Origin of the sequence: Actinomadura bangladeshensis (assembly GCF_004348335.1) — a bacterium.
Classification (GTDB): Bacteria; Actinomycetota; Actinomycetes; order Streptosporangiales; family Streptosporangiaceae; genus Spirillospora; species Spirillospora bangladeshensis.
Map to the genome: position 1 here is coordinate 20526 of NZ_SMJW01000030.1, position 24733 is coordinate 45258.

Sequence of the window (24733 nt, forward strand, 5' to 3'; positions counted from 1 at the left end):
TCTAAGGAATCCGCCCGTGCGCATCATCGACCTTCTCGTCTCCGGTCTCACGCTCGGCGCCATCTACGCGCTCGTCGCCCTCGGCTTCCACCTCGTCTACCGCATGACGGGGGTGCTCGACTTCGCCCAGGGCGACAAGGTGATCATCGGTGGCCTGCTCGGCCTGACCCTGGTCAGGCAGGGCCTGGACACGATCCTGCTCGTCGCCCTGCTCGTGCTGATCGCCGGGCTGCTGCTCGGCATCGCCTACGACGCGCTCGTGATCCTGCCGACCCAGAACAACGGGCATATCGCGACGATCGCCGCGACCGTCGGGATCATGCTCGTGTTCGCCAACGGCGGCCACCTCATCTGGGGTCCGGACGGCAAGCCGTTCCCGCCCGTCCACCGCGGCGTGCTGGAGATCGGCGAGATGCGGATCGGCTACCAGGACCTGCTGATCTGGGCGGTGGTCATCGGCGTCGCGATCGGTCTCGCACTGCTGCTCGGACGGTCCCGGGTCGGCCGCGGCATGGTCGCCGCGGCGACCGACCCGCTCGCCGCCCAGGCCGTCGGCATCAACGTCTCGCGGATGCGCGCCATCGCGTTCGCGCTGGCGTTCGGGCTGGCCGCGCTCGCCGGAGTGCTGGTAGCGCCGATCACCCTCGCCGGCGGGACGCTCGGCACCGCGCTGACGCTGAAGGGCTTCACCGGCGCGGTGCTCGGCGGGCTCGCCAGCACGCGCGGCGTCATCGTGGGCGCCGTGCTGCTCGGCGTGATCGAGAGCGAGCTCGCCGCGGTCATCCCGAACAGCTATGTCGACCCGATCGTGCTGATCGCCCTGATCATCGTCCTGCTAGTAATGCCGAACGGCCTGTTCGGCCTGAGGAGGCAGCGCCTTGCCTGACAAAGCCTTCGCCCTCCGGGCCGGGCGGCACCTGGGTCCCACCGCGGTCGCCGCCGTCATCCTGCTCGGCTACGCGTTCACCAACCCGGGCGCGACCGACCTGGCCCTCGGCGTGAACATCGGCGTCGCCGCGATCGCCGCGGTCGGCCTGACCCTGACCATCGGCGGCGCGGGGCAACTCGCGCTCGGCCAGGCCGGGTTCATGGCCATCGGCGCGTACGGGACGTCCTACCTGATGCTCGACCGGGAGATGGCGTTCCTGCCCGCGCTGGTCCTCGGCGTCGTGCTGGCGCTGGTCATCGGCGTGCTCGTCGGCTACATCGCGCTGCGGCTGCACGGCCACTACCTCGCGATGGCGACGCTCGCGGTCGGCACCGGCATCCACGCGTTCCTGATGCTGCCGGGCCCGCTCGGCGGCGCGAACGGGTACGCGCCGATCCCGTTCCCGGAGATCTTCGGGTACAAGCTCCTGGACCCGCGCGACCAGTACCTGCTGGTCGCGGTCACGCTGATCCTCGTGCTGCTCGGGTCGCGATGGCTGCTGGCGGCCCGGATGGGCCGGGAACTGGCGGCGCTGCGCGACGACGAGGTCGCCGCGCGGGCGGTCGGGGTGAACATCACCGCGCGCAAGGTGCAGATCTTCGCGATCTCCGCCGCGATCGGCGCGCTGGCGGGCGGCGTCAACGCCCCGCTGCAGACCGCCATCGACCCGTCGCTGTTCTCCACGGCGATCTCGATCCAGCTGTTCGTCATGGTGATCCTCGGCGGTCTCGGCAACATCTACGGCGCGGTGTTCGGCGCGGCGCTGGTGACCTGGCTGATCGCGGAGGTGCCCGGCAGCGGCTCCTGGGCGCTGACCGTGCTCGGGGTCGTCGTTGTCGTGTTCATGGCCGTGCTGCCGGACGGGCTGTCGGGCGTGGCCCGGATCGGCCGCGCGCTGCTGGCCCGGGTGGCGCGGCGCGGGCCCGGCTCGGGGGCGGCGATCACGGAGGTGTCGAAGTGAGGACTCCGGGAACCGCGGAGGCGCGCGGCGTCACCCAGCGCTTCGGCGGGCTGACGGCCGTCTCAGACGTGAGCTTCACCGCCGCCAGGGGCGAGATCCACGGGATCATCGGCCCGAACGGCGCCGGGAAGACGACGCTGCTGAACGTGCTGAGCGGGCTGCAGCGCCCGTCCGGCGGCTCGGTGCTCATCGGCGGCGAGGACGTGACGCGCTGGCCGAGCCACCGGCTGGTCAAGCGGGCGCGGCTGGTGCGGACGTTCCAGACCGTCCGGCTGTTCGGCAGCATGTCGGTCCGGGAGAACCTGATGGTCGCGGCGCGGACGACGGCCGCCCCGGCGCAGGCCAGGGAGCGGGTCGAGGAGGTGCTCGGCCGGCTGTCGCTGGACGGGCTCGCCGGCGAGCCGGGCGCCGCGCTGTCGTACGGGCTGCAGCGGCGGGTCGAGCTCGCCCGGGTGATGGTGGCCGACCCGGCGGTGGTCCTGCTGGACGAGCCCGCCGCCGGCCTCAGCCCGCAGGAGCGCGGCGACCTCGCGGACATGCTGCGCGAGATGCGCGACTCGGGGGTCACGGTGATCCTCGTCGAGCACCACATGGACCTCGTGCACGCGGTCTGCCAGAACTGCACGGTGCTCGACTTCGGGAAGGTCATCGCCCGCGGCACGCCGGACGAGGTCACCCAGGACCCCGCCGTCCTGGAGGCGTACCTGGGCGGCCGGCACCACCGGGCGGCGGACGTCGAAGCCCCCGTTCCCACGGGCGAGGAGGACTGATGGCACAGGCGCAGGACGGCCCGCTGCTCGAACTGCGCGGCGTCGTCTACAAGTACGGGGCGATCAGCGCGCTTAAGGGCGTGGACCTGCACGTTAACCGCGGCGAGGCGGTCTGCGTCATCGGGCCGAACGGCGCGGGCAAGACGACGCTCGCGCGGCTGGCGGGCGGGCTGTACCGCCCGGCCGGGGGCGCGGTCCGGGTCAACGGCCGGCCGATGCCGCGCCAGCCGCACGAGGCGGTAGCGCGGGGCATCGGCACCGTCCTGGAGGGCCGGCACCTGTTCGTGGAGCAGACCGTCCAGACGAACCTGGAGCTCGGCTGCTACCACGGCAAGGTGCCGAAGGCGGTGGTCGAGGAGCGCCTGGAGAAGGTCATGGACCTGTTCCCGGTGCTGCGCAAGCGCGCCGGCCAGGAGACGTCGACGATGTCCGGCGGGGAGCAGCAGATGGTCGCGGTGGGCCGCGCGCTGATGGCCGAGCCGGAGATCCTCATCCTGGACGAGCCGTCCATGGGCCTCTCCCCCAAGATCACCGGTGAGGTGTTCGACGCGCTCGCGGCGCTGCGCAAGGGCGGGCTGTCGATCCTGCTCATCGAGCAGAACGCGCCGCTCGCCTTCGAGCTGGCCGACCGCGGCTACCTGCTGCGGCAGGGCGAGGTGGTGGTCGAGGGGAACATCGAGGAGCTGACCAAGGACGAAGTGGTCCGTTCGGCCTACCTGGGGGCGTGATGGGTTCGGGGACCGGGGCCCCCCTTTCGGGCGGCCCGCTCCACGCCGATCTTGAGCGGCTCTACGGCATCGCGCTGGCGGAGGCGGGCCTGCCGGGTGCGCTCTACCAGGACGCCCCGCCGGGCGGCACCTCGTCGCCCGCCGTCCCCGCCGGGCAGGCTGGGCGGGCCGGGCAGGCTTCCGACCCGGTCGCGCAGGTCGAGCGGGCGCTGGAACGCATCGCCGCCACCGACGGGGAGGTCCGGGCCTGGGCCCTCGTGGACGCCGAAGGCGCCCGCGCCGAGGCGGAGCGCAACGGCGGCCGCGGGCCGCTGCGGGGCCTTCCGGTCGGGGTGAAGGACCTCATCGACGTGGCCGGGCTGCCGACCACCGCCGGGTCCCGGCACCTCGGCGGCCCGGGCGGCGCCGCCCGATCGCGGCGCGTCCCGGCCGCCGACGCCGGCTGCGTCGCGCGGCTCCGCGCGGCCGGGGCCGTGATCGTCGGAAAGACCACCACGCACGAGTACGCGTTCGGCGGCACGACTCCACCGACCCGCAACCCGCGCGACACCGCGCGGATCCCGGGCGGTTCGTCCGGCGGTTCCGCGGCGGCCGTCGCCGCCGGGCACGTACGGCTCGCCCTCGGCAGCGACACCGCCGGATCGGTGCGGATTCCCGCGGCCTACTGCGGGACGGCCGGGTTCGTCCCGTCCCCCGGGCGGCTCCCCGGCGACGGCGTGCTGCCGCTCGCCTGGTCGCTGGACCGGGTCGGACTGATCGCCGCGACGGCCGGCGACATCGCGCTGTCGGCGTCCGCCCTGGAGATCATCCCCCCGGCGGGCGGCGCGGCCCGTCCCGCCGGGTTCCAGGGGCTGCGGGTCGGCGTGCCCGCGGGAACGCTGGACGAGCCGATCGACCCCGACATCGGCGCGGCCTTCGAGCGCGCCCTCGCCACCGTCCGCGATCTGGGCGGTGACGTCGTCGACGTGGCGATCCCGCACGGCTGGGCCGCCGTCACCGCGGGCATGACGATCATCCTCGGGGAGTGCCTCGACTACCACCGCGAGCGGCTCGGCCGCGGCGGCGGCGAGCTGTTCGGCGCCGACGTGCGCGCCATGCTCGACCTCGCGCAGGAGGTCCCCGCCGGTGCCTACGTCCGGGCGCAGCGGGTGCGCCACCTCCTGCGCGGCGAGGCGCTGGCGGCGCTGTCCGGCGTCGACCTCCTCGCGATGCCCACGATGCCTTGCGTCGCCCCTAGGGCGGACGCCGTCGCCGACGGGTGGGTCCCGGTCGGCGGAACGGAGGTGACCATGGCCGCCGCGCATCTGCGGTACAACGTCCTGGCGAACCTGGCCGCGCTCCCCTGCGGGACGCAGCCGCTCGGCACCGACCGGGACGGCCTGCCGATCGGCCTGCAGTGGATCGCCGCTCCCGGCCGTGACGAGACACTGGTCAGCGCGATGACGACGTTCGCGCCGAGCACGCCCCAGGCCCATGTCCGCTAGCAACCGGGTCATCGACTCCCTCCGGCTCGACGACACGTTCCTCGGCGAAGAGCACCGCGCGCTGCGGGGCGTCCTGCGGCGGTTCGTGCAGGACCGCATCGTCCCGCGCGCGGCCGAGTGGGAGTCGGCGCTGCGGATCCCGGCCGAGGTGTTCACGGAGCTCGGCGCGCTGGGCTTCCTCGGCCTGTCGTTCCCGGCCGAGCACGGCGGGGGCGGCGCGGGCACGCGCGGCGCGGTCGTCTTCAACGAGGAGCTGGGACGCTCCACGTTCGGGGGCGTGGCCACCTCGATCTCGGTGCACACCGACTACTCCGCGCTCCACGTGTCCCGCGCGGGCGACGACGAGCAGCGGCGCCGGTTCCTCCCCGACATCCTGTCCGGCCGGAAGATCTGCGCGCTGGCCGTCACCGAGCCCGACGCGAGCTCCGACCTGACCCGGCTCACCGTCCGCGCACGCCGGGACGGGGACGCCTACGTCCTCGACGGCCGCAAGACGTTCATCACGAACGCGAACATCGCCGGCCTGTTCTTCGTCGTCGCCCGGACCGGCGAGCCCGGACGGCACGGGCTCTCGCTGTTCGTCGTGGAGCGCGGCACGCCCGGCCTGGGCAACGGCCGGACGTTCGAGAAGACCGGCTGGCGCTCCTCCGACACCGGTGAGCTGGTGTTCGACGGCTGCCGCATCCCCGCGCGCAACCGCCTGGGCGAGGAGGGGGAGGGCTTCCGCTGGATGATGCGGGGCCTCGACCACGAGCGGATCGGCCTGGCCGCGCAGGCGGTCGGCCTGGGCGAGGCCGCCCTCGCCGAGACGGCCGCCTGGCTGCACACGCGGCCCGCCTACGGCGGGAGGCTCTGGGACCTGCAGGCCCTCCGGCACGAGATGGCCCGGCTGACGGCCCGCCTCGCGTCGGCCAAGACCCTGCTCTACCACACGGCCGCGCTGGCGGACGCCGGCCAGGACCCCCGCACGCACGCGGCGGTGCTGAAGTCCTCGGTCCCGGAGATCGTCAACGAGCTGGCGTACAAGTGCGTCCAGTTCAACGGCGGCAACGGGTTCGTCCAGGGATCCGCCGTCGAGCGGATCGCCCGGGACAGCCGCTTCCTGGCCATCGGCGGCGGGTCGACCGAGGTCATGCTCGACGAGATCGCCCGGCTGCTATGACGCCGGCTCCCGTGACCGGCCGCTCCTCAGCGCTGCCAGAACTCGAAGGACGCGCCATAACGGGAGCGCAGCCCGAGCCGGGGACCCTCGGCGGTCTCGACGATGCCGGTCGAGGCGCCGTGGTCCCCGGCGGCGAGCCGCGCGGCGAGCGCTTCGAGGTCGTCCATCGCGCAGCCCGCGACGACCCGCGGATACGCGTGCGGCGGCCGGTGCGCCGCCGGGACAACGTGCTGGAGGAACTCCAGCCGGGCGTTGCGGGACGCCGGTCCGCGGGCGATGACCGCGTCGAAGCCGTCACCGGGCGCCAGCCCGAGCAGCTGCTCCACCCCGGGGCCGTCGAAACGGTCGTCGAAGTAGATGCGGCCGCCGAGGACGTCTTCCACGAACGCCCGCGCTCCCGGCAGGTCAGCAGTGGCGAACACGACGGCGTTGACCTCGCTGACGTCCTCCTCGGGCCGCTCCCCGAGCACGCACCGCGTCCGGCCCTCCCGGTACTGGACGAACGCGTGGCGCAGGCCCGAGCGCGTCTGGTCCAGCAGCCGCTCCCTGACCGGGTACTCGGTGCCGGGCAGGAGGTAGTCGACCGGATCGCTGACGAACGTCCACCCCTGCTTCCCCACGGCGTCCTCGGTGGCGTCCGGGCGGCGCAGGTAGAAGTCGAGGGCGTAGGGCCCGGGACGGTCGGGGAGGCCGGCTGCGTCGGGGCGCGGCAGGCCGGGCACCTCCACGAGCCTGATCCACCCGCCCTTGCTCTGGGGCTTGCCGAGCAGGACCGACTCCGCGGGCGGCGAGGGAAGGCCCCACAGGCGCGCCCGAAGCGCGGGCTCCTGGACGGACCCCTCCTCGATGACCTCGAAGCCCATCGCGTCCGCGTACAGGTCGAGCAGGGGGCCGATGTCGGCCGCCGGCAGGACCACGATGTCGATTCCGTCGAACATTTCCCCGACCCCCATCGCCGTCGCCGCGTCGCAAGCGCGACTGACGGAATAAAGTCTGACGTATTGCAACCAACGGTATCAAGCCATCAGATCGAACTGTGGGCGATGCCACCTCCACGGTCAGCGGCCATGCGGCCTGCATTCGGTAGGGTGTCGGAGGTTTTCCGCCATGGGCTCCGGGACCCGCAACGCGGGCCGGAGCCGCACATCCCACTGCGGCGCCCCCTCCGGCGGCCACGGCACGGCGTGATGTCTGATGTATGCTCAGCCATGCTGTGAGTCCCGGTGGCGCGGAGTTCCCGACTCAAGAATCAGCACCTCGAAGCCAGACCAGGGGGACAGCGACGTGTCCAGCACCAAAGGCAACAACTCCGGCCGTTCCGGCACGGGGACGGCGACCGCGCTGCCGGTCAGCCGGCTGCGCCCGGCCTACCAGCAGGTCGCCGACCAGCTGCGTGAGCTGATCCTGGACGGGTCCCTCGCCCCCGGCGACCGCCTTCCGCCGGAGGGCGAGATCGGCGGCAACTTCGGGGTGAGCCGCAGCACGGTCCGCGAGGCGCTGCGCGTGCTGGCCTCGCAGGGCCTGGTGAAGACGGTCCGCGGCACCACCGGCGGCACGTTCGTCTCGCACATCGAGCCCGACCAGATCAGCGACTTCCTGGAGGCCGGCATCGGGCTGATGTCGGGCTCGGCGGCGCTGCCGCTGTCGGCGATCCTCGAAGCCCGCGAGTTGCTGGAGGTCCCCGCGACCGCCATCGCGGCCGAGCGGCGCGAGCAGCGCCACCTCGACGCGCTGCACGCCGCGATGGAGCGCGAGAAGCGCTCCCGGGGCCGGAGCATCAAGTTCCAGGAGCACCGGCACTTCCACGGCATCATCATGGAGGCGACCGGGAACGGACTGCTCACGATGATGACGCAGCCGGTCTTCCACGTGCTGCGGACGCGGTTCCTGAACGCCGACTCCCCCGCCGAGTTCTGGTCGCAGGTCGACGACCAGCACGAGCAGGTCATCAGCCTGCTCGAAGCCGGCGACGGCGAGGCGGCCTCCGCCGCCATGCGCGACCACCTGCGCTACATCCGCGTCGCCTACAGGGAAGCCTGACGCGCGTCGCAGGCCGGCCGGGCACGGCCCCCGGAAGCCGCGCCCGGCCGAGTCCCTGCGGCGGGGGGCGTGCCACGCCGGCCGCGCCGTGACCAGGTCCGGGTGAACACGGCGCTACTGCGGCGATCAGGCCCAGGTGGGCGGGCGGTTCTCGCGGTAGGCGCGGAAGCCCTCCTGGCCGTCGGAGTCCGCCGGCGTCACGTAGGAGACGAACTCCTCGATCTCGGGGACGACCGCCTCCGCGAGGGGGAGCCCCTCGACCGCGGCGAACTGGCGCTTCATCGCGGCCATGCAGGCGCGCGGCCGCCCGGCGAGGGTGGCGGCGAGCCCGTCCACGGCGGCGTCGAGTTCACCGGCGGGGACGGCCTTGAGCGCGATGCCGAGTTCGACCGCCTCCGCGGCGGGAATCCACCGGCCGGTGAGGAAGATCTCCCTGGCCCGCTGGCGGCCGACGATCCGGGGCAGCCGCGCGGTGGAGCCGCCCGCGGGGATGACGCCGAACTCGGCGTGCGCGTCGGCGATCCGCGCGGAGTCCGCGATCAGCACCAGGTCGCACGCCAGCAGCACCTCGAAGCCGCCGGCCCGGGCCAGCCCGTTGACGGAGGCGATCACCGGCATCGGCAGGCGTTCCAGCCGCAGGGTGAGCGCCGCGAGCCGCTTGGCGATGCGCTCCCACACGGCCGGGTCGGCGAACGCCTCGTCCAGCAGCGCCAGGTCGAGGCCCACGCTGAACGCGCGGCCCGTCCCGCCGATGACGAGGACGCGGACGCCGGGGTCGGCCTCGGCCGCGTCGATCGCGGCCTCCAGATCGTCGAACGCCCGCTCGGTCAGGCTGTTCAGGGCATCGGGGCGGGTGAACATGATGCGCGCCACCCTGCCCGTCACCTCAAGGGTCATGGTCTCCAGCGTCGGCACGGCAACCCCGCCCTCCTCCGGACGGCCAAGGCCGGTCCGGCATATATCTGATGTATCAATCGGGATGAGTATCCGCACGTCCGTCCTGCCAGTCAACTCCGGTACGGCCCCACGGGGCAACTACGGCCGCACAGGCGAAGGAGGAGGTGCAGTCCGGAGACCGACTCGGCCGAGAGGCCCCCGAACTTGGACATCGGCCGTGACCTTGCCTTAGAATCAATATGTCAGACCTTAACGGCACCACGGCGATGCGAGAGGACGGCCATGACGCTCCAGGACGGCTGGAACGGACGGTTCTACGAGGACTTCCAGGTGGGCGACGTCTACCGGCATCCCCTCGGGCGCACGGTCACCGAGAGCGACAACACCTGGTTCACGCTGCTGACGATGAACACGAACCAGATGCACTTCAACGGCGAGTACGCAGCGAAGTCCGAGTTCGGCAAGCCGCTGGTCGTGTCCACCCTCACTGTGGCGATCGCCGTCGGGCAGAGCGTCACCGACACCACGCAGAACGCGTTCGCCAACCTCGGCTGGGAGGACATCAAGCTCCCCCACCCCGTCTTCGCCGGCGACACGCTGTTCAGCGAGTCGATCGTGCTGGAGAAGCGCGAGTCGTCGAGCCGCCCGCACGCCGGCATCGTCACCATCCGCACCCGCACCCTGAACCAGGACGGGGACGAGGTCTGCACGTTCCGCCGCACCTTCTACGTCTACAAGCGAGGCGCCGAGCAGCTGGCCGAGCTGTTCCCCGAGGCGAAGAAGCCGCTCACCCTCGACGCCGAGGAAGGACGCGCATGAGGATCACGTTCGCGCCCTGGGGGGAGACCCTCGCGGAGCTGACCGACGCGGCCCGCCGCGCCGAGGCCGGCGGCGCCGAGGTCATCTGGGTGCCCGAGCTGCACCGCAGCGCCACGGTCGCCGCCGCCGCGCTCGCCGCCGCGACCGAGCGGGCGCGGATCGGCACCGGCATCGCGCTCGCGTTCACCCGCAGCCCCATGATCACCGCGATGGAGGCGCTGGACCTGGACGAGCTGTCCGAGGGGCGGTTCATCCTCGGCCTCGGGTCCGGTGTGCAGCGGCTCAACGAGGACTGGCACAACGTGCCGTTCGGCAAGCCCGTCCGGCACATGCGCGAGGTCGTCCGCAACGTCCGCCACTTCTGGGAGACGTGCACGACCGGTGAGCCCATCGACCTGCCGGGCGAGGAGGAGCCGATGCGGATCCGCGGCTACCAGCGCCCGTTCGCCGTCCCGCGCACCGGCATCCCCGTCCACCTCGCCGCGATGGGCCCGGCCATGACCCGGCTCGCCGGGGAGATCGGCGACGGCTGGATCAGCCACGAGCTGTGCTCGCCGCGCTACCTCGCCGAGCGGGTGCTGCCGGAACTGGAGGCCGGGATCGCCCGGGCCGAGGGCAAGCGGCGCGAAGACGTCGACGTCGTCGTCTCCGCGTGCTGCTCGGTGTCGGACGACCGCGCCACCGCGCTGCGCCGCGTCTCCGGGCTCGTCGGCTTCTACGCCAGCGTCCGCACCTACGCCGACTTCTTCGAGTTCCACGGGCTGGCCGAGCAGCAGCAGGCGGTGATCGACGCGTTCCGCAGCGGCACCGGCGCCGAGCACCTCGCCGAGACGGTCTCCGCCGACATGATCGACGCGCTCACGATGGCGGGCGGGCGCGCGGAGGTCGCCGAGCGCATCGCCGCCTACGAGGGCCTCGCCGACTCGGTGAAGCTCAGCCCGCCGACCCACGGCCTCAGCGCCGCCGAGACCCGCGCGGCCCAGGACGAACTCCTGGCGCTGCTGCCCGACCTCACAGGGAGCGCTCCGTGAGACCTCTGGAAGACGTCCGCATCATCGCCGTCGAGCAGTACGGTGCCGGCCCGTTCGGCAGCGTGCACCTGGCCGACCTCGGCGCCGAGGTGATCAAGATCGAGGAGCCCCGGTCCGGCGGCGACGTCGGGCGCTACGTCCCCCCGTACGGGGAGGGCGAGGACTCCCTGTTCTTCGAGACGTTCAACCGCAACAAGCGCAGCCTGTCCCTCGACCTGTCGACGGACGCGGGCCGCCAGGTCTTCGAGGACCTCGTGAAGGTGTCCGACGTCGTGTACTCCAACCTGCGCGGCGACGTCCCGAGGAAGATCGGCATCACCTACGACGACCTGAAGCACCTGAACCCGGCCATCGTGTGCTGCTCGCTGACGGGGTTCGGCATGACGGGGCCGCGCAGCAAGGAGCCGGGCTACGACTACGTCCTCCAGGGCCTCGCCGGCTGGATGGACCTGACCGGTGAGCCCGACGGCCCGCCCACCAAGTCGGGGCTGTCGCTGGTCGACTACTCCGGCGGGTTCGTCGCCGCGATCTCACTGCTGGCCGGGCTGCACGCGGCGCGCCGCGACGGCGTCGGCATGGACTGCGACGTCAGCCTGTACGACACCGCGATCGGGCTGCTGACCTACCCGGCGGTCTGGCACCTGAACGCCGGGTTCACGCCGGAGCGGACGCGCCACTCCGCGCACCCGTCGCTGGTGCCGTTCCAGGCGTTCGAGGCGAGCGACGGCTGGTTCATCGTCGGCTGCGCGAAGGAGAAGTTCTGGACGCGGCTGGCCTCCGTCGTGGGCCGCCCCGAGTGGGCCGAGCCCGAGTCGGGGTTCGGCTCGTTCGCCGACCGGCGGCGCAACAAGGACACGCTGATCCCGCTCCTGGAGGAGATCTTCCGGCAGCGCACCGTGGACGCATGGCTGGAGCAGCTGTACGCCGCGTCCATCCCCTGCGGCCCCATCAACGACGTCGAGCAGGCCATGCAGGAGGAGCACACCAAGGCCCGCGGGCTGCGGGTGACCACCGAGCACCCGCGGTTCGGGACGGTGGAGCAGATCGCCTCGCCGGTCCGGGTGGGCTCCGAGCCGCCCGAGTACCGCAGGGCGCCGCGCCGCAACGAGGACTTCGACCTGGTCGTCCGGGAGATCGCCGGGTATGACGACGCCACGGTGGAGCGGCTGCGGGCCGGAGGGGCGTTCGGCGACGCGCCCGCCGAACGCGGCGCGCCCGCCGCGTCCGCCGACACCGAGCCGGAGGCGGCGTCGCGATGATCGCACGGGAGCTGGCCGCCTGGGCGCTCGGCCTGGCCGAGGTGCCCGGGCCGGTGAGCGCCGCCGCGACCCGGCACCTGCTCGACGGGTTCGGCACCGCGCTCGGCGCCCTCCGGACGGGCGCGGCGGCGCCCGCGATCGAGGTGGCGCGGGGGCTCGGCGGCCCGCCGGAGGCGGCGGTGCTCGGCACCGGCGAGCTGCTGTCGGCGCCCGCCGCCGCGCTCGCGAACGGCACGCTCGTGCACGCCCTCGACTTCGACGACACGCACGCGGGCGGGCTGGTGCACGCGACCGCCGTCGTGCTGCCCGCCGCGTTCGCCGTCGGCCAGCAGACCGGCGCCTCCGGGCGGGAGATCCTGCTCACGGCGGTCGCCGGGTACGAGACGGCCTGCCGCGTCGCGGCCGCCGCGCCGCACGGCTTCCACGCCCGCGGCCTGCACGCGACCATGGTCGCCGGGGTCTTCTCCTCCGCCCTGGTCGCCGCGCGGCTCCTGCGGCTGGACGAGGCGCGGGCGGTCGACGCGCTCGGCATCGCGGGCAGCCAGGCGGGCGGCCTGCTCGCCTTCCTCGGCACCGGCGCGTCCACCAAGCAGCTGCACCCGGGCTTCGCGGCACAGTCCGGGATCACCGCGGCGCGGCTCGCGGCGGCGGGCGCGACCGGGCCGGAGACCGTCTTCGACGGCCCGCACGGCGTGTTCGACGCCCTCTCCGGCAAACCCGCCGACCCGGCCTCCATCGTCGCCGGGCTCGGGGAGCGCTGGGAGACCACCCGGATCGGGATCAAGCCGTACGCGGCGTGCCAGCTGTCGCACGCCACCATCGACGCGGTCCTGGACGCGATGGCCCGCGAGCGGCTCGTCCCGGACGAGATCGCGAGCATCCACGCCGTGGTCCACCCGGACTCGGCGCCGACCGTCTGCGACACCTCCCGCGACCTGACCCGGCCCGCGACCCCCTACGCGGCGAAGTTCTCGCTGCCCTGGACGGTCGCGGCGCTGATCACCGACGGGGGGCTGGCGCTGGACACGTTCGCGCCGGGCTCGATCGCCCGGCCCGAGGTGACCCGGCTCGCCGCACGCGTCCGCTGGGACGTCACCGGCCCGCCCGGCGTCGCCGCCGCCGACGCGCCCGGCCGCGTCACGATCACCCTCGCCGACGGCCGCGAGGTGGCGGGTTCGGTACCGCGCAGCGCGGGCGGCGGCGACCGCCCGCTCGGCCGCGCGGCACTGCTCGCCAAGTTCGAGGGCGCCGCCGGCGTCCCGGCGGCGGAGGCGGAGGGGTTCGCGCGGATCGTCGAGTCGCTCGGCGAGCAGCCCGGCGCCGCCGCCGTCATGCGGGCCGCCGCCGGCCTCGCCCAGTTCAACCGGCAGGAGAACCAATGACACTGCAAGCGATCAAGCCCGCCGTCTTCCCGTGGTTCCCCTACGAGGGGTTCACGTTCTGCCTCGGGCTGTCGGAGGACGCAGGCGCGTGGTCGTCCGGGCACACCGCCGCCGCGTTCGACGAGGCGGTCGGGAAGATGACCGTCTCCGGGACGATGACCGAGCAGGCGCGGACCGCCTACAAGAAGACCATGACGATCATCGAGGCGGCCGGGTACGGCCCGGACGACGTCGTGCACGTGACGGAGAACGTCACGATCGCCGGGCTGGCCGACTACGAGGCGGCCGCCGCCGTCCGCAGGGAGGTCTTCGGCGAGCACCGGCCCACGGTGACGACGGTGGTCGTGGAGCGGCTCGTCCGGTCCGCCGCGCTGCTGGAGGTCGAACTGCACGCCGTCCGCGGGGGCGGCGCCGAACTGCTCGCCGCGAGCGAGCCGCGCGAGGCCGGGACGTGGGCTCCCTCGCCGGTCCGCGAGGGCCACGACGGCACGGTGCACCTGCCGACCATGGTCCCGGTGGACGAGTCGGGCGACGTCGTCAGCCCCGGCGACTTCGTCGGCCAGTACGCCTACTGCCTCGACCGGGCGGACGCGATGCTCCGCAAGGCGGGCCTGTCGCTCGACAACGCGGTGACGACCTACGACTACTCGACGCCCGCCACGCGCGAGGTGTACCGCAAGACCCACCGCGTCCGGAAGGAGCGGCTCGGCGGCGCGGGCATGTACCCGGGAGCCGGCGGCATCCTGATGAGCCGGCTGCACCACCCCGAGTCGCTCGTCGCGATCGACGTCACCGCGTCGCGGCACCCGCTCGAACTGGTGAACCCGGGCTGGTCGCGGTACGACACGCTGACCTACGCGCCGGGCGTCCGCGCGGGACGCACCCTGTTCATGTCCGGGTTCGGGGCGCTCGACATGGAGACGCAGGAGGCGCTGCACCCCGGCGACATCGGGGCGCAGGCGGAGGTCACCTACGGCTCCGTCCTGCACCTGCTGGAGTACGCGGGCCTCGGCCCGGCGGACCTGCTGTCGACCATCGAGTTCTGCGTCGAGTCGGCGCTGCGGCAGTACCGCGCGGTCGCGCCCGTCCGGGAGCGGCTGCTGTCGCCGCCCTGGCCGGCGTCGACCGGGGCGATCTGCAAGGCGCTGCTGCGGCCGGAGTTCCTCCTGGAGGTGTTCCCGACCGCCCTGTACCCAGAGGGCGCCCCCACCGTGAAGGACGCGTCATGACGCTGCTCACCGACGAGATGCGCGCGCTCGTCGGCCGGAGGAAGGTCTACACCGCGCCCGAGCCGCTCGGCGCCGCGGCGGGCCGCTACTTCGGGCTGGCGATCGGCGACCACAACCCGCTGTACTCCGACCCGGAGTACGCGCGGGCGCAGGGCCTGGCCGACGTGACCGCGCCGCCGACGCTGATCTGCGAGACGAACCAGTACGCGAACCTGCCGATCGACCCGGACGGCCACGCGGGCCACAACTGGGGCATCCGGCTCCCCGGCACCCGGCAGGTCCGCGGCGGCAACCGCTACGTGTTCCACCGCCGGATCCTCCCGTCCGACATCGTCACCGCCACCTGGGAGATCACCGAGGTGGCCGGCAAGCGGAACCGGGCGGGCGCGGAGATGCTGATCATCACCTCGCGGGCGACGTACACGCAGCAGGACGGGGACCTGCTCGCGGAGAACGAGGAGACCATCATCTACGTATCGCTGGAGGCGGGGGCATGACCGCCGCGACGGCAACGCACCGGGCCGGGGAGACGGTGCCCCCGCTGGAACGCACGATCACCTTCCCGGAGATGATCGCCTACGCGGGGGCCACCTGGGACTGGTACCGGCTGCACTACGACCTGGACTTCATCAAGGCGTCCGCGCTGCCCGGCGTGGTCGTGGACGGCCAGGTGTTCGGCGCCCTCCTGGTCGAGCAGATCCAGGACTGGCTCGGCCCGCAGTGCTTCGTCCACACGCTGGAGTTCAACTTCAAGGCGCTGGTGTTCGCGGAGGAGACCGTCCGCTGCGAGGGCACGGTCACCGGGGCCGGTGCCGGCCACCTCGACCTCGACCTCCGGGTGGTCGTCGTCGGCGACGGCGGCGAGGTCGACCGCGTCGCGGTCGCCCCGGCGAGCGCCCGGGTCCTGCTCGGCACGGCCGACGGGCCGGGCGGGAAGGAGGCACGATGAGCACGGGTGTCGCGATCGTCGGCGCCGCCGAGTGCGACCTCGGCGTGACGAACCGGTCGATCCTCGGGCTCCAGGCGCAGGCGGTCTCGCGGGCGCTGGCCGACGCGGGCCTCGGCCTGCGCGACGTCGACGGCATCGCCACGACCGGCGTGTCCCGGTTCTCGGCGACCCAGCTCGCCGACTACTTCGGCATCGAGCCGCGCTGGACGGACTCGACGTACGCGGGCGGCTCGGTGTACGAGATGTTCGTCGCCCGCGCCGCCCAGGCGATCCAGGCGGGGCAGGCCGAGACCGTCGTGATCACCTTCGCGTCCAACCAGCGGTCGGCACGGTCCCGCTCGCTCGGCGGCGTCATCGAGGACCACACGCCCGAGGCGCAGTTCGAGACGCCGTACGGGCCGCTGTTCCCGCTGTCGTACTACGCGATGGCCGCGCAGCGGTACCTGCACGCCTACGGCAAGACCCGCGAGCAGCTCGCGGAGATCGCGGTGGCCGCGCGGGAGTGGGCGCTGCTGAACCCGGCCGCGTTCCGCTACGGCAAGGGCCCGCTCACCGCGGACGACGTGCTCGGCTCGGCGATGATCTCCAGCCCGCTCACCGCGCTGGACTCCTGCCTCGTCACCGACGGCGGCGGCGCGATCGTCCTCACCTCGCTGGAACGCGCCCGCGACCTGCGCCGCACGCCCGTCGAGGTGCTCGGGTACGGCGAGCGGACGACCAACACCTCGATGACCGCGGTGCCCGACCCGACCGTCACCGGCGCGGTCGGCTCCGGTGCCGACGCGTTCGCCCGCGCCGGCGTCACCCCGGCCGACATCGACGTCGTGCAGGTGTACGACTCGTTCACGATCACGGTCGCGCTGACGCTGGAGGGGCTCGGCTTCTGCGGGCGCGGCGAGGCCCTCGACTGGATCGCCGGCGGCCGGATCAGGCCCGGCGGCGCCTTCCCGCTCAACACCTCGGGCGGCGGCCTGTCCTACTGCCACCCGGGCCAGTTCGGAATCCTGCTGCTGGTCGAGGCGGTGCGGCAGCTGCGCGGCGAGTGCGGGGACCGGCAGGTCCCGGACGCGCGGCTCGCGGTCGCGCACGGCACGGGCGGGATCCTGTCGACGCACGCCACGGTGGTGCTGGGGGTGGACCGATGACCGGCCTCGACGGCTTCAAGCCCGGCGTCCCGGCGCCCGACGAGATCACGGGCCCCTGGTGGGAGGCGACGCGGGAGCACCGCCTCGTCCTGCAGACCTGCGCGCGCTGTGTCCGGGAGGGCCGGCCGGGCGCGCAGCATCCGCCGCGTCCGCTCTGCGTTCACTGCGGGTCGGACGACGAACTCGACTGGGCCGGGTCCGCCGGCACGGGCGTCGTGGACTCCTTCACGGTGGTGCACCGCGCGCCGCGCCCGGACCTCGCCGTCCCGTACGTGATCGCCCGGGTCCGGCTGGACGAGGGGGTCGTCCTCCTCACCCGCCTCCAGGGGCGGGACCCGGATGAATGGCGCATCGACGACCCGGTCCGGGTCGCCTGGGTCGACCTCGACGACGGACGCGCCCTGCCGGTTTTCGTCCCGGGCGCGGCGTCCGCCGCACCGTCGTCCCCTGAGACCAAGGAAGGCAACTAGTGGATTTCCAGCTCAACGAGGAACAGCGCGAGTTCCGCGCCGTCCTGCGCGACTTCGTGGACAACGAGATCATCCCGGTGGCGCGCGACTGGGAGCAGTCCGGCCGCTACCCCACCGAGATCGTCAAGGGCATGCGGGACATGGGGCTGTTCGGGATCACCGTCCCGGAGGAGTACGGCGGCCTCGACCTCGACCCCGTCTCGTTCGCGCTGGTCTTCGAGGAGATCGCGCGCGGCTGGATGGGCATCGCCGGCATCCTCGGCAGCCACTCGCTGGCCTGCCGCATGATCGCGATGCGCGGCACCGAGGAGCAGAAGAACAGGTACCTGCCGGGCCTCGCGTCCGGTGAGCGCCGGACCGGCATCGGTCTCACCGAGCCGGACGCGGGCACCGACCTGCAGGGCATCCGCACCACGGCCCGGCTGGAGGGCGACCACTACGTCGTCAACGGGTCCAAGATGTGGATCACCAACGCGCGGTACGCGGACCCGCTGCCGGTGCTGGTGAAGACCGACCCGACCGCGACCCCGGCGCACAAGGGCATGAGCATCCTGCTCGTGGACGCCGGCACCGAGGGCTACCAGATCACCAAGGACATCCCGAAGCTCGGCTACAAGGGCACGGAGTCCTGCGAGATCGTCCTGGACAACGTGCGGGTGCCGAAGGAGAACCTCCTCGGCGGCGTCGAGGGCAAGGGCATGCAGCACGCGCTGTCCGCGCTGGAGTGGGGCCGGGTCAACATCGCCGCCCGCTCGGTCGGCATCGCCCAGCGCGCCCACGACGAGGCCCTCGCCTACGCGGGGCAGCGCAAGGCGTTCGGGCAGCCCATCGGCGAGTTCCAGGCCGTGCAGCTGCAGCTCGCGAGCGTGGCGACCCAGCTCCAGGCCGCCCGGCTCATGGCCTACTTCGCGGCGGACGCGGTCCGGCGGGGCCGCGCCGACGGGCAGACCGGCATGGCGAAGATCTTCTGCTCCGAGGTCGCGCTGCAGGCGTCGATCGAGGCGATGAAGGTCCACGGCGGCTACGGCTACTCCACCGAGTACGAGGTGGAGCGGCTCTACCGCGACGCGATCCTGATGAGCATCGGGGAGGGCACCAACGACGTCCTGCGGACGGTGGTGGCCAAGTCCCTGCTGCGCGGCGAGACGGTCGTGCGATGACGGTCGGCCGGCTGCCCCGCAGTTACCTCTACGTGCCGGGCAACGCCCCGGACAAGCTCGGCAAGGCGCTCACCCGCGGCGCGGACGCACTGATCGTCGACCTGGAGGACGCGGTCCCGCCGGCCGGCAAGGACGCGGCGCGCCGCGCGGTCGCCGGCTGGCTGCGGTCGCGGCCCGCGGCCGGCGGCACCGAGCTGTGGGTGCGGATCAACGGCGGCGAGACGGGGCACGAGGACGTGCGGGCGCTCGCCGGGCTGCCCCGGCTGACCGGGCTCGTGCTCGCCAAGGCCGAGGACGCCGGGCAGGTCGCGGGGATCGCCGGGCTGCTGGCCGGCCTCGGGGACGTGACGACCCTGCTCATGCCGCTGCTGGAGACCGCGGGGGCGATCCTGGACGTCCGGGACATCGCCCGGGCGCCCAGGGTCCACCGGCTCCAGATCGGCGAGGTGGACCTGGCCGCCGACGCGGGGCTCGCCCCCGGCCCGGACGACGCGGAACTGGCGTTCGCCCGGAGCATGACCGTCATGGCCGGCGCCGCCGCGGGGCTCGCCCCGCCGGTCGGCCCGGTGTCGACGATCACCGCCGATCCGGCGGCGCTCGCGGAGTCCACCGAGCGGGTCCGGCGGCAGGGCTTCGCGGGGCGGGCGTGCATCCACCCCGCGCAGCTCCCGGTCGTGCACGAGGTGTTCACGCCGTCGGCGCCGGAGGTCGCGCGGGCGAAGGACGTCCTGGCGCGGTACGAGGCGGCGGCGGCCGCCGGGTCGGGCGTCGTGCTGGACGCCGACGGCCGGCTGATCGACGCGGCCGTGATCCGGCTGGCGCGCCGCACCCTGGCCACCTCCGGACTCGGCCCGATCATCACACCGAAATAAATCAGACATATAACTGACATACCCTGCACCAGGCAGGGTCAAGTCACTCAACCGTGGTCGAGAGATAGATCAGACGGCACTTGTAGAACGCAAGTAGCAAGGGAAAGAGGCGGGCAGCCATGGCACAGATGAACATCGCCAGCGGGATCCGCGAGTTCGCGCACAGCGCGCCGCGTGCCACAGCACTGATCGACGGGGACCGGAGGCTGACGTTCGCCGAGCTGGACGACCGCAGCAACCGCGTCGCCGGCCTGCTCGTGGACGCGGGGTTCACCCCCGGCGACCGCGTGGCCGTGCTGCTCGGCAACCAGCTGGAGTACGTGGAGGTCGCCGCGGGCGCGGCGAAGGCCGGGGTGGCGATGGTCCCGCTGAACCCGCGCGGCACCGCCGCCGAGCACGGCTCGCTGATCGAGCGGTCCGGCGCGACCGGCCTGATCGCCGACGCGGTCTTCCAGGACAGCGTGCCCGAACTGGTCGAGGACCTGCCCCTCGCCCTCGCCCTCGGCTCGCTGGACTGGGGCCGTCCCTACGACCAGGCCCTCGCGGGGGCGCGAGCGGTCGACCCGCGCGTCGAGGTCAGCGAGACCGAGCCGTTCTGCGTGCAGTACACGTCCGGGACGACGGGACAGCCGAAGGGCGCCCTGCTCACCCACCGGTCCCGGGTCCTCACCATGTTCGGCTGCGCGGTCGACTTCGGCGTCGGCCCCGGCAGGCGGACCGCGGCGGTCGCGCCGATGGCGCTCGGCGCCGGGTTCTGCTTCGCCTACGCGGGTCCGTTCATGGGCGGGCAGACGTCCATGCTGCGCCGCTGGGACCCCGAGGAGCTGCTCCACATGATCGAGCGCGACCGGCTCCAGACGATCTTCCTGGTGCCGACGCACGCGCTGATGCTGCGGCAGGTCATGGAGCAGTCGCCGCGCAGGTGGGACCTGTCCAGCCTGGAGACCCTGTACTTCAACGCCGCCGCGCTGCCGGTGCCGCTGAAGGAATGGGTGATCGAGACGTTCCCGCACGTCGGCGTGCACGAGGTGTACGGCTCCACCGAGGCGGGCATCGTGACGAACCTGCGGCCCCACGACGCGCTCCGCAAGGCCGGGTCGGTCGGGCACCCGTGGTGGATGACCGACGTGAAGCTGCTCGACGAGGACGGCCGGGAGGTCGGGCCGGGCGAGTCGGGCGAGCTGTTCGGGTACTCCCCGTTCAACATGATCGGCTACCTGGACGACCCCGAGGCCACCGCCGAGGCGATCCGGCCGGACGGCTACCTGTCCTCCGGGGACATCGCCGTCCGCGACGAGGAGGGCTTCATCAGCATCGTCGACCGCAAGAAGGACATGATCATCTCTGGCGCGGCGAACATCTACCCGCGCGAGATCGAGGGCGTCCTGCACCACTGCGACGGCGTCGCCGAGGTCGCCGTCGTCGGCCTGCCCGACGAGAAGTGGGGCGAGACGGTCGCCGCGTTCGTCGTGCCGCGCGACGGGGCAGGACTCGACTTCGCCGCCATGGAGGCGGCCGTCCGCGAGCGGCTCGCGGGCTACAAGGCCCCGAGAGTGTGGAAGGCCGTGGACGAGTTGCCGAAGAACGCCAACGGCAAGATCCTCAAGCGGGTCATCCGCGACACCTACGGAGCGTGAGCACGTGACCGCCCTGAAGCCCGTCCTGCCCGCGGCGTTCGCCGCGGGTGCCACGCTGCGCACCCCGGGCCGCACCCTCACGTCCGGCGACTTCGCCGCGATCATCAACGCGACGTGGGAGAACGGCCCCCTGCACACCGACGACGAGTACATGTCCGGAACCGGGTTCGGCCGCCGCATCCTCGGCGGCCCCTGCCTGCTCGCGATCGCGGCCGGGCTGAGCTCGCCCACGATGTACGCGAGCTGGGCGGCGGCGGGCCTCGACTGCCACGCGGCCCTCGGCATCGACGAGGTCCGCTACGAGGCACCGGTGTTCGAGAACGACACGATCACCGTGGACATCGAGGTGCACACCCTGGAGCCGACGCCGGGCGGGTCCGCGTTCGTGGGCCGGGTCCGCGACGTCGTCCGCAAGCAGGACGGCACGACCGTCCTCACGATGCGCCGCGGCTACCTGCTCAAGCCGATCGCGGAGGACGCGTGAACACCCTCGACGTCACCCGGGACGGGCACGTCCTGCTCGTCACGATGAACCGGCCCGAGGTGCTCAACGCCTACGACGCCCGGATGGTGCGGGAGCTGCGCGAGGTCTGGCGGACGTTCCGCGACGACGACGACCTGCGCGCCGCGGTGCTGACCGGAGCGGGCGACCGCAGCTTCTCCACCGGCCTCGACGTGGACGACACCCTCGCCGGCGGCGTGGCCAGCCCGTCCCTGGACGAGGACGGCCGGGTCGCACTCACCTCCCGCGACCTGCGCGTGTTCAAGCCGATCGTCGTCGCCGTCAACGGCCACTGCTGCGCCGGCGGATGGCACTTCGTCAACGACGCCGACGTGATCCTCTGCTCGGACAACGCGACGTTCTTCGACACCCACATCGACGTGGGCCTGGCCAACCCCGTCGAGGCCGTCGGCCTGCTCAGCCGGCTGCCGCTCACCGAGGTCACCCGCATGGTGGCCAGCGGCCGCGCGTACCGGCTGGGCGCGGAACGCGCCCGCGAACTGGGCCTGGTCACCGAGGTCGTCCCGCTGGAGGAGCTCGTGCCGCGCGCCCTGGAGATCGCGCACGTGATGGCCCGGCACCCACCGGAGATCCTCGCCAACAGCCTGGAGACCATCTGGACGGCCGTCGAGGACCAGCGGTCCCGCGCCGAGGCGCTCGGCCTGGCGCTGCTGATGCGCGCGTCCGGCCGCGACCTGCTCGCGTTCCGGTCCGGGGCCGGGTCGTGAAGATAGGGATCTTCGACCAGGTCGACGACATCGAGGAGACCGCCGCCGACCTGCGCGCGGCGGCACGGGACGGCATCGACAGCTACTGGCTGACGCAGGCCTTCGGGACCGACACGCTCACCGTCATCGGCGCGGTCGCCCGTGACCTGCCGGGGCTGCGGGTCGGCACGGCCGTGGTCCCGGTCCACCCGCGGCACCCGATGGCACTCGCCCAGCAGGCGCTGACCACCAACCTGCTCGTGGACGGACGGCTCGCACTCGGCATCGGGCCGTCCCACCCGTCCGTGGTCGAACCGTGCTGGGGCATGTCGTACGACCGTCCGGCCCGGTACATGCGCGAGTACCTGGAGGCGCTCACCGGTGCGCTGACCCGGCGCGTCCGGTTCAGGGGAGAGATGCTGACGGCCCGCGGCGACCTCGACATCCCCCACGCGCCGATACCGTCCGTCCTCGTCGCCGCCCTCGGCCCGAAGATGCTGGAGATCACCGGTGCCCTCGCCGACGGCACCATCACGTGGATGGTCGGTCCGCGCACCCTCCGGGAGCTCACGGTCCCCACGATCCAGGAAGCCGCCGCCAAGGCCGGGCGCGCCGCCCCAGAGATCATCGTTCCGCTACCGGTCTGCGTGACCGGCGACATGGCCGCCGCCCTGGCCCGCGCCGAGGCGGAGCTGGAGTGGTACGGCACACTGCCGTCCTACCGCGCGATGCTCGACCGGGAGGGCTGCGAGACGCCCGGCCGGATGGCGCTGATCGGCGACGCCGACACGGTCGCCGCCCGGATCGAGTCGTTCGCCGACCTGGGCGTGACCACGTTCGCCGCCAAGATCTTCGGCACCCCCGGCGAGCGGGCCGCCACCCGCGCCCTGGTCGCGGCCCTCGCCCGCTGACGGCCTGCCGCGGGGATCGCACGCACGACAGGACCCGCGGCGCACCGCCCCGCTCGGCTGCTGAGAAGGCGGGAGGTGCGCCGCGGGCGGATCGCGGGGTCAGGCCCAGGCGCGGACGACGTCGTCCACCGTGTTGACCCAGCCGAAGATGAAGCCGATTCCGTGCAGCGCGTAGTCGTGCCTGGCCTTGTCGAACTCCGCGGTCGCGTCGCTGATCACGTGGGTGGCGTAGTCGCGCTGGCCCGCGTCCCGCGCGGTGGTCTCGACGCAGATGTTCGTGGTCACCCCGCAGATGACCAGCGAGCGGACGTCGAGGCCGGTGAGGATCGGCTCCAGGCGGGTGCCGTAGAAGGCGCTGGGCCGCGACTTGTCGATGACGATGTCGCCCTCGGCCGGGGCCAGCTCGTCGCAGATCTCCGCATCCCAGCTGCCAGCCGCGAGGGCGCCGACCTCCTTGATGGCCGGGACGATGCTGCCGGGGACCAGGCCGCCGTCCGTGTAGCCGGGCTGGAAGACGTAGCGAGTGTAGATCACCGGGACTCCGGCCGCGTGCGCGGCGTCGATCAAGGTGCGGCAGCCCGCGATCGCGGGGCGGAGCTCCTCGTGCGGCAGTCCCATCGCCGCCATGGAGCCCTTGGCCTCGGTGAAGCTGTTCTGCATGTCGACGACCAGCAGCGCGGTGTTCTCTTTGGTGATCTCCACCGGAAACCTCCCGACTCAGTAGCTTCTCGGCAGGCCGAGCGACTCGCCGAGGATGTTGCGGATCATGTCGTTGCTCACGGGACTGAACAGCTGCAGCCGGGCGTCCCGGAAGTACATCTGCATCGCCGACTCCTCGGCGAGGCCGTGCGCGGCCATCGCGCGCATCCCGCGGTCGACGATGCGGGCCGTCGACTCGCCGGCGACGAGCTTGGCCATCGCGGTCAGCGCAGTCGCCGGGCGACCGTCCTCGATGGCGCGGACGGCGGTGTTCACCAGCGCCCGGGACGCCGACAGGTCGGCGGCCGAGTCGGCGGCGGCGTGCTGCAGCGCCTGGAAGCGGCCGATGGGCCCGCCGAACGCCTCACGCTCGCGCAGGTGGGTCAGGTGCAGGTCCAGGGCGGCGCGTCCGATCCCCAGGCTGATCCCTGCGGCCAGGACGCGTTCCACGTCGAGGGTCTGGGCGAGGAGCGCCATGCCCCTGCCCCGCTCGCCGACGAGGTGGTCGAGCGGCGCGACCGCGTCATCGAAGTAGATCTCGCAGGTCCCGGCGGCGCGCATCCCGGCGAGGTGGACGCGGCTGACGGTGACGCCCGGCTGGTCGAGCGGCACGGCGATCACGCTGAGGCCCCGCGACCGCCGCTTCTCCTCGGGCGGGTCGGTGCGGCACAGCACGAACGCGATCTCGGCCTTGTGGGCGAGGGAGATCCAGAGCTTCTGGCCCCGCAGCACCCAGCGTCCGTCCTCGGCGCGGGCGGACGTGCGAAGGTTCAGCAGGTCGGTGCCGACGTCGGGTTCGCTCATCCCGAACGAGCAGATCATCTCGCCGGACGCGATCTCCGGCAGCCAGGCGCGGGCGGCCGCGGCCGCTCCGCCGTCGCGGCCCAGCATCCGCATGGCCATGCCGCAGGTGACGTAGTCGACGGCCAGGCCGGGGAGGACGCGGGCGATCTCCTCGGTGACCGCCACCGCGTCGCCGACGGTCCCGCCC

Annotated in this window: 26 protein-coding genes; 22 read left to right on the plus strand and 4 right to left on the minus strand. The window is 73.0% G+C overall.

The window, feature by feature from the left end; translation table 11 throughout:
• Window positions 1-16: 16 nt before the first annotated feature.
• From E1284_RS08590 to E1284_RS08615, 6 genes are read left to right on the plus strand one after another with little or no spacing between them, the layout of a single operon-like run.
• Window positions 17-886 carry a branched-chain amino acid ABC transporter permease gene (locus E1284_RS08590; RefSeq protein ID WP_131938476.1) on the plus strand — a complete coding sequence of 290 codons (870 nt, stop codon included), beginning with the start codon at window positions 17-19 and terminating at the stop codon, window positions 884-886.
• Window positions 879-1889: a branched-chain amino acid ABC transporter permease gene (locus E1284_RS08595; protein WP_131938477.1), complete on the plus strand. Its 1011-nt coding sequence runs from the start codon at window positions 879-881 to the stop codon at window positions 1887-1889. The genes E1284_RS08590 and E1284_RS08595 overlap by 8 nt, the downstream gene beginning before the upstream one ends.
• Window positions 1886-2659, plus strand: coding sequence for an ABC transporter ATP-binding protein (locus tag E1284_RS08600; protein ID WP_131938478.1), 774 nt, complete (start codon window positions 1886-1888; stop codon window positions 2657-2659). The genes E1284_RS08595 and E1284_RS08600 overlap by 4 nt, the downstream gene beginning before the upstream one ends.
• Window positions 2659-3387 carry an ABC transporter ATP-binding protein gene (locus E1284_RS08605; RefSeq protein ID WP_131938479.1) on the plus strand — a complete coding sequence of 243 codons (729 nt, stop codon included), beginning with the start codon at window positions 2659-2661 and terminating at the stop codon, window positions 3385-3387. Before E1284_RS08600 ends, E1284_RS08605 begins: the two co-directional genes overlap by 1 nt.
• Window positions 3387-4871 carry an amidase gene (locus tag E1284_RS08610; protein WP_131938480.1) on the plus strand — a complete coding sequence of 495 codons (1485 nt, stop codon included), beginning with the start codon at window positions 3387-3389 and terminating at the stop codon, window positions 4869-4871. The genes E1284_RS08605 and E1284_RS08610 overlap by 1 nt, the downstream gene beginning before the upstream one ends.
• Complete coding sequence (locus E1284_RS08615; protein WP_131938481.1) at window positions 4861-6033, plus strand: acyl-CoA dehydrogenase family protein; 1173 nt, start codon at window positions 4861-4863, stop codon at window positions 6031-6033. The genes E1284_RS08610 and E1284_RS08615 overlap by 11 nt, the downstream gene beginning before the upstream one ends.
• A 26-nt stretch (window positions 6034-6059) precedes the next feature.
• Here the strand turns inward: E1284_RS08615 and E1284_RS08620 are convergent, their stop codons facing one another.
• Window positions 6060-6971, minus strand: coding sequence for a hypothetical protein (locus E1284_RS08620; protein ID WP_131938482.1), 912 nt, complete (start codon window positions 6969-6971; stop codon window positions 6060-6062).
• 346 nt (window positions 6972-7317) lie between these two features.
• Here E1284_RS08620 and E1284_RS08625 point away from each other — a divergent pair, with 346 nt between their 5' ends.
• The gene (locus tag E1284_RS08625; RefSeq protein WP_165965182.1) at window positions 7318-8073 is read left to right on the plus strand and encodes a FadR/GntR family transcriptional regulator; all 756 of its coding nucleotides are present in this window, start codon (window positions 7318-7320) and stop codon (window positions 8071-8073) included.
• A 126-nt stretch (window positions 8074-8199) separates the two neighbouring features.
• Here E1284_RS08625 and E1284_RS08630 read toward each other — a convergent pair whose 3' ends face one another.
• Window positions 8200-8988 carry an enoyl-CoA hydratase/isomerase family protein gene (locus tag E1284_RS08630; protein WP_131938484.1) on the minus strand — a complete coding sequence of 263 codons (789 nt, stop codon included), beginning with the start codon at window positions 8986-8988 and terminating at the stop codon, window positions 8200-8202.
• A gap of 264 nt (window positions 8989-9252) precedes the next feature.
• Between E1284_RS08630 and E1284_RS08635 the strand changes: the two genes are divergently transcribed.
• From E1284_RS08635 to E1284_RS08705, 15 genes are all read left to right on the plus strand, one after another.
• Window positions 9253-9789 (plus strand): MaoC family dehydratase, encoded by a 537-nt coding sequence (locus tag E1284_RS08635; RefSeq protein ID WP_131938485.1) that lies wholly within the window; start codon window positions 9253-9255, stop codon window positions 9787-9789.
• Entirely contained in the window at window positions 9786-10820 is a 1035-nt protein-coding gene (locus tag E1284_RS08640; protein ID WP_131938486.1) for an LLM class flavin-dependent oxidoreductase, read from the plus strand. The genes E1284_RS08635 and E1284_RS08640 overlap by 4 nt, the downstream gene beginning before the upstream one ends.
• A complete protein-coding gene (locus tag E1284_RS08645) occupies window positions 10817-12079 on the plus strand; it encodes a CaiB/BaiF CoA transferase family protein (RefSeq protein ID WP_131938487.1) in 1263 nt (420 codons plus the stop codon). Before E1284_RS08640 ends, E1284_RS08645 begins: the two co-directional genes overlap by 4 nt.
• Complete coding sequence (locus E1284_RS08650; protein WP_131938488.1) at window positions 12076-13461, plus strand: MmgE/PrpD family protein; 1386 nt, start codon at window positions 12076-12078, stop codon at window positions 13459-13461. The genes E1284_RS08645 and E1284_RS08650 overlap by 4 nt, the downstream gene beginning before the upstream one ends.
• A complete protein-coding gene (locus E1284_RS08655) occupies window positions 13458-14690 on the plus strand; it encodes a RidA family protein (protein WP_131938489.1) in 1233 nt (410 codons plus the stop codon). Before E1284_RS08650 ends, E1284_RS08655 begins: the two co-directional genes overlap by 4 nt.
• Window positions 14687-15187, plus strand: coding sequence for an FAS1-like dehydratase domain-containing protein (locus tag E1284_RS08660; protein ID WP_131938490.1), 501 nt, complete (start codon window positions 14687-14689; stop codon window positions 15185-15187). Before E1284_RS08655 ends, E1284_RS08660 begins: the two co-directional genes overlap by 4 nt.
• Window positions 15184-15639, plus strand: a complete 456-nt coding sequence (locus E1284_RS08665; RefSeq protein ID WP_131938491.1) for a MaoC/PaaZ C-terminal domain-containing protein — start codon at window positions 15184-15186, stop codon at window positions 15637-15639. The genes E1284_RS08660 and E1284_RS08665 overlap by 4 nt, the downstream gene beginning before the upstream one ends.
• On the plus strand, window positions 15636-16784 hold the full coding sequence (locus E1284_RS08670) for an acetyl-CoA acetyltransferase (protein ID WP_131938492.1): 1149 nt from the start codon (window positions 15636-15638) through the stop codon (window positions 16782-16784). The genes E1284_RS08665 and E1284_RS08670 overlap by 4 nt, the downstream gene beginning before the upstream one ends.
• Complete coding sequence (locus E1284_RS08675; protein WP_131938493.1) at window positions 16781-17254, plus strand: Zn-ribbon domain-containing OB-fold protein; 474 nt, start codon at window positions 16781-16783, stop codon at window positions 17252-17254. Before E1284_RS08670 ends, E1284_RS08675 begins: the two co-directional genes overlap by 4 nt.
• Window positions 17254-18414: an acyl-CoA dehydrogenase family protein gene (locus E1284_RS08680; protein ID WP_131938494.1), complete on the plus strand. Its 1161-nt coding sequence runs from the start codon at window positions 17254-17256 to the stop codon at window positions 18412-18414. The genes E1284_RS08675 and E1284_RS08680 overlap by 1 nt, the downstream gene beginning before the upstream one ends.
• Window positions 18411-19286, plus strand: a complete 876-nt coding sequence (locus E1284_RS08685) for an HpcH/HpaI aldolase/citrate lyase family protein (RefSeq protein ID WP_131938495.1) — start codon at window positions 18411-18413, stop codon at window positions 19284-19286. Before E1284_RS08680 ends, E1284_RS08685 begins: the two co-directional genes overlap by 4 nt.
• Before the next feature lie 119 nt (window positions 19287-19405).
• Complete coding sequence (locus E1284_RS08690) at window positions 19406-20923, plus strand: class I adenylate-forming enzyme family protein (RefSeq protein WP_243714348.1); 1518 nt, start codon at window positions 19406-19408, stop codon at window positions 20921-20923.
• 4 nt (window positions 20924-20927) lie between these two features.
• Window positions 20928-21407 (plus strand): MaoC family dehydratase, encoded by a 480-nt coding sequence (locus tag E1284_RS08695; protein WP_131938496.1) that lies wholly within the window; start codon window positions 20928-20930, stop codon window positions 21405-21407.
• Window positions 21404-22153: an enoyl-CoA hydratase/isomerase family protein gene (locus tag E1284_RS08700; RefSeq protein ID WP_131938497.1), complete on the plus strand. Its 750-nt coding sequence runs from the start codon at window positions 21404-21406 to the stop codon at window positions 22151-22153. The genes E1284_RS08695 and E1284_RS08700 overlap by 4 nt, the downstream gene beginning before the upstream one ends.
• On the plus strand, window positions 22150-23043 hold the full coding sequence (locus E1284_RS08705; protein WP_131938498.1) for a TIGR03564 family F420-dependent LLM class oxidoreductase: 894 nt from the start codon (window positions 22150-22152) through the stop codon (window positions 23041-23043). The genes E1284_RS08700 and E1284_RS08705 overlap by 4 nt, the downstream gene beginning before the upstream one ends.
• Window positions 23044-23142: 99 nt before the next feature.
• Here E1284_RS08705 and E1284_RS08710 read toward each other — a convergent pair whose 3' ends face one another.
• On the minus strand, window positions 23143-23745 hold the full coding sequence (locus tag E1284_RS08710; RefSeq protein WP_131938499.1) for a cysteine hydrolase family protein: 603 nt from the start codon (window positions 23743-23745) through the stop codon (window positions 23143-23145).
• Window positions 23746-23760: 15 nt separating this feature from the next.
• Window positions 23761-24733, minus strand: a 973-nt coding sequence (locus E1284_RS08715) for an acyl-CoA dehydrogenase family protein (protein ID WP_131938500.1), incomplete at its 5' end; no start/stop codon positions are given.

Coding starts and splice junctions, on each gene's coding strand:
- E1284_RS08605 (WP_131938479.1), top strand. CDS start 2,659: ATGGCACAGGCGCAGGACGGCCCGCTGCTCGAACTGCGCGGCGTCGTC.
- E1284_RS08610 (WP_131938480.1), top strand. CDS start 3,387: ATGGGTTCGGGGACCGGGGCCCCCCTTTCGGGCGGCCCGCTCCACGCC.
- E1284_RS08615 (WP_131938481.1), top strand. CDS start 4,861: ATGTCCGCTAGCAACCGGGTCATCGACTCCCTCCGGCTCGACGACACG.
- E1284_RS08620 (WP_131938482.1), bottom strand. CDS start 6,971: ATGTTCGACGGAATCGACATCGTGGTCCTGCCGGCGGCCGACATCGGC.
- E1284_RS08635 (WP_131938485.1), top strand. CDS start 9,253: ATGACGCTCCAGGACGGCTGGAACGGACGGTTCTACGAGGACTTCCAG.
- E1284_RS08640 (WP_131938486.1), top strand. CDS start 9,786: ATGAGGATCACGTTCGCGCCCTGGGGGGAGACCCTCGCGGAGCTGACC.
- E1284_RS08650 (WP_131938488.1), top strand. CDS start 12,076: ATGATCGCACGGGAGCTGGCCGCCTGGGCGCTCGGCCTGGCCGAGGTG.
- E1284_RS08655 (WP_131938489.1), top strand. CDS start 13,458: ATGACACTGCAAGCGATCAAGCCCGCCGTCTTCCCGTGGTTCCCCTAC.
- E1284_RS08660 (WP_131938490.1), top strand. CDS start 14,687: ATGACGCTGCTCACCGACGAGATGCGCGCGCTCGTCGGCCGGAGGAAG.
- E1284_RS08665 (WP_131938491.1), top strand. CDS start 15,184: ATGACCGCCGCGACGGCAACGCACCGGGCCGGGGAGACGGTGCCCCCG.
- E1284_RS08670 (WP_131938492.1), top strand. CDS start 15,636: ATGAGCACGGGTGTCGCGATCGTCGGCGCCGCCGAGTGCGACCTCGGC.
- E1284_RS08675 (WP_131938493.1), top strand. CDS start 16,781: ATGACCGGCCTCGACGGCTTCAAGCCCGGCGTCCCGGCGCCCGACGAG.
- E1284_RS08685 (WP_131938495.1), top strand. CDS start 18,411: ATGACGGTCGGCCGGCTGCCCCGCAGTTACCTCTACGTGCCGGGCAAC.
- E1284_RS08690 (WP_243714348.1), top strand. CDS start 19,406: ATGGCACAGATGAACATCGCCAGCGGGATCCGCGAGTTCGCGCACAGC.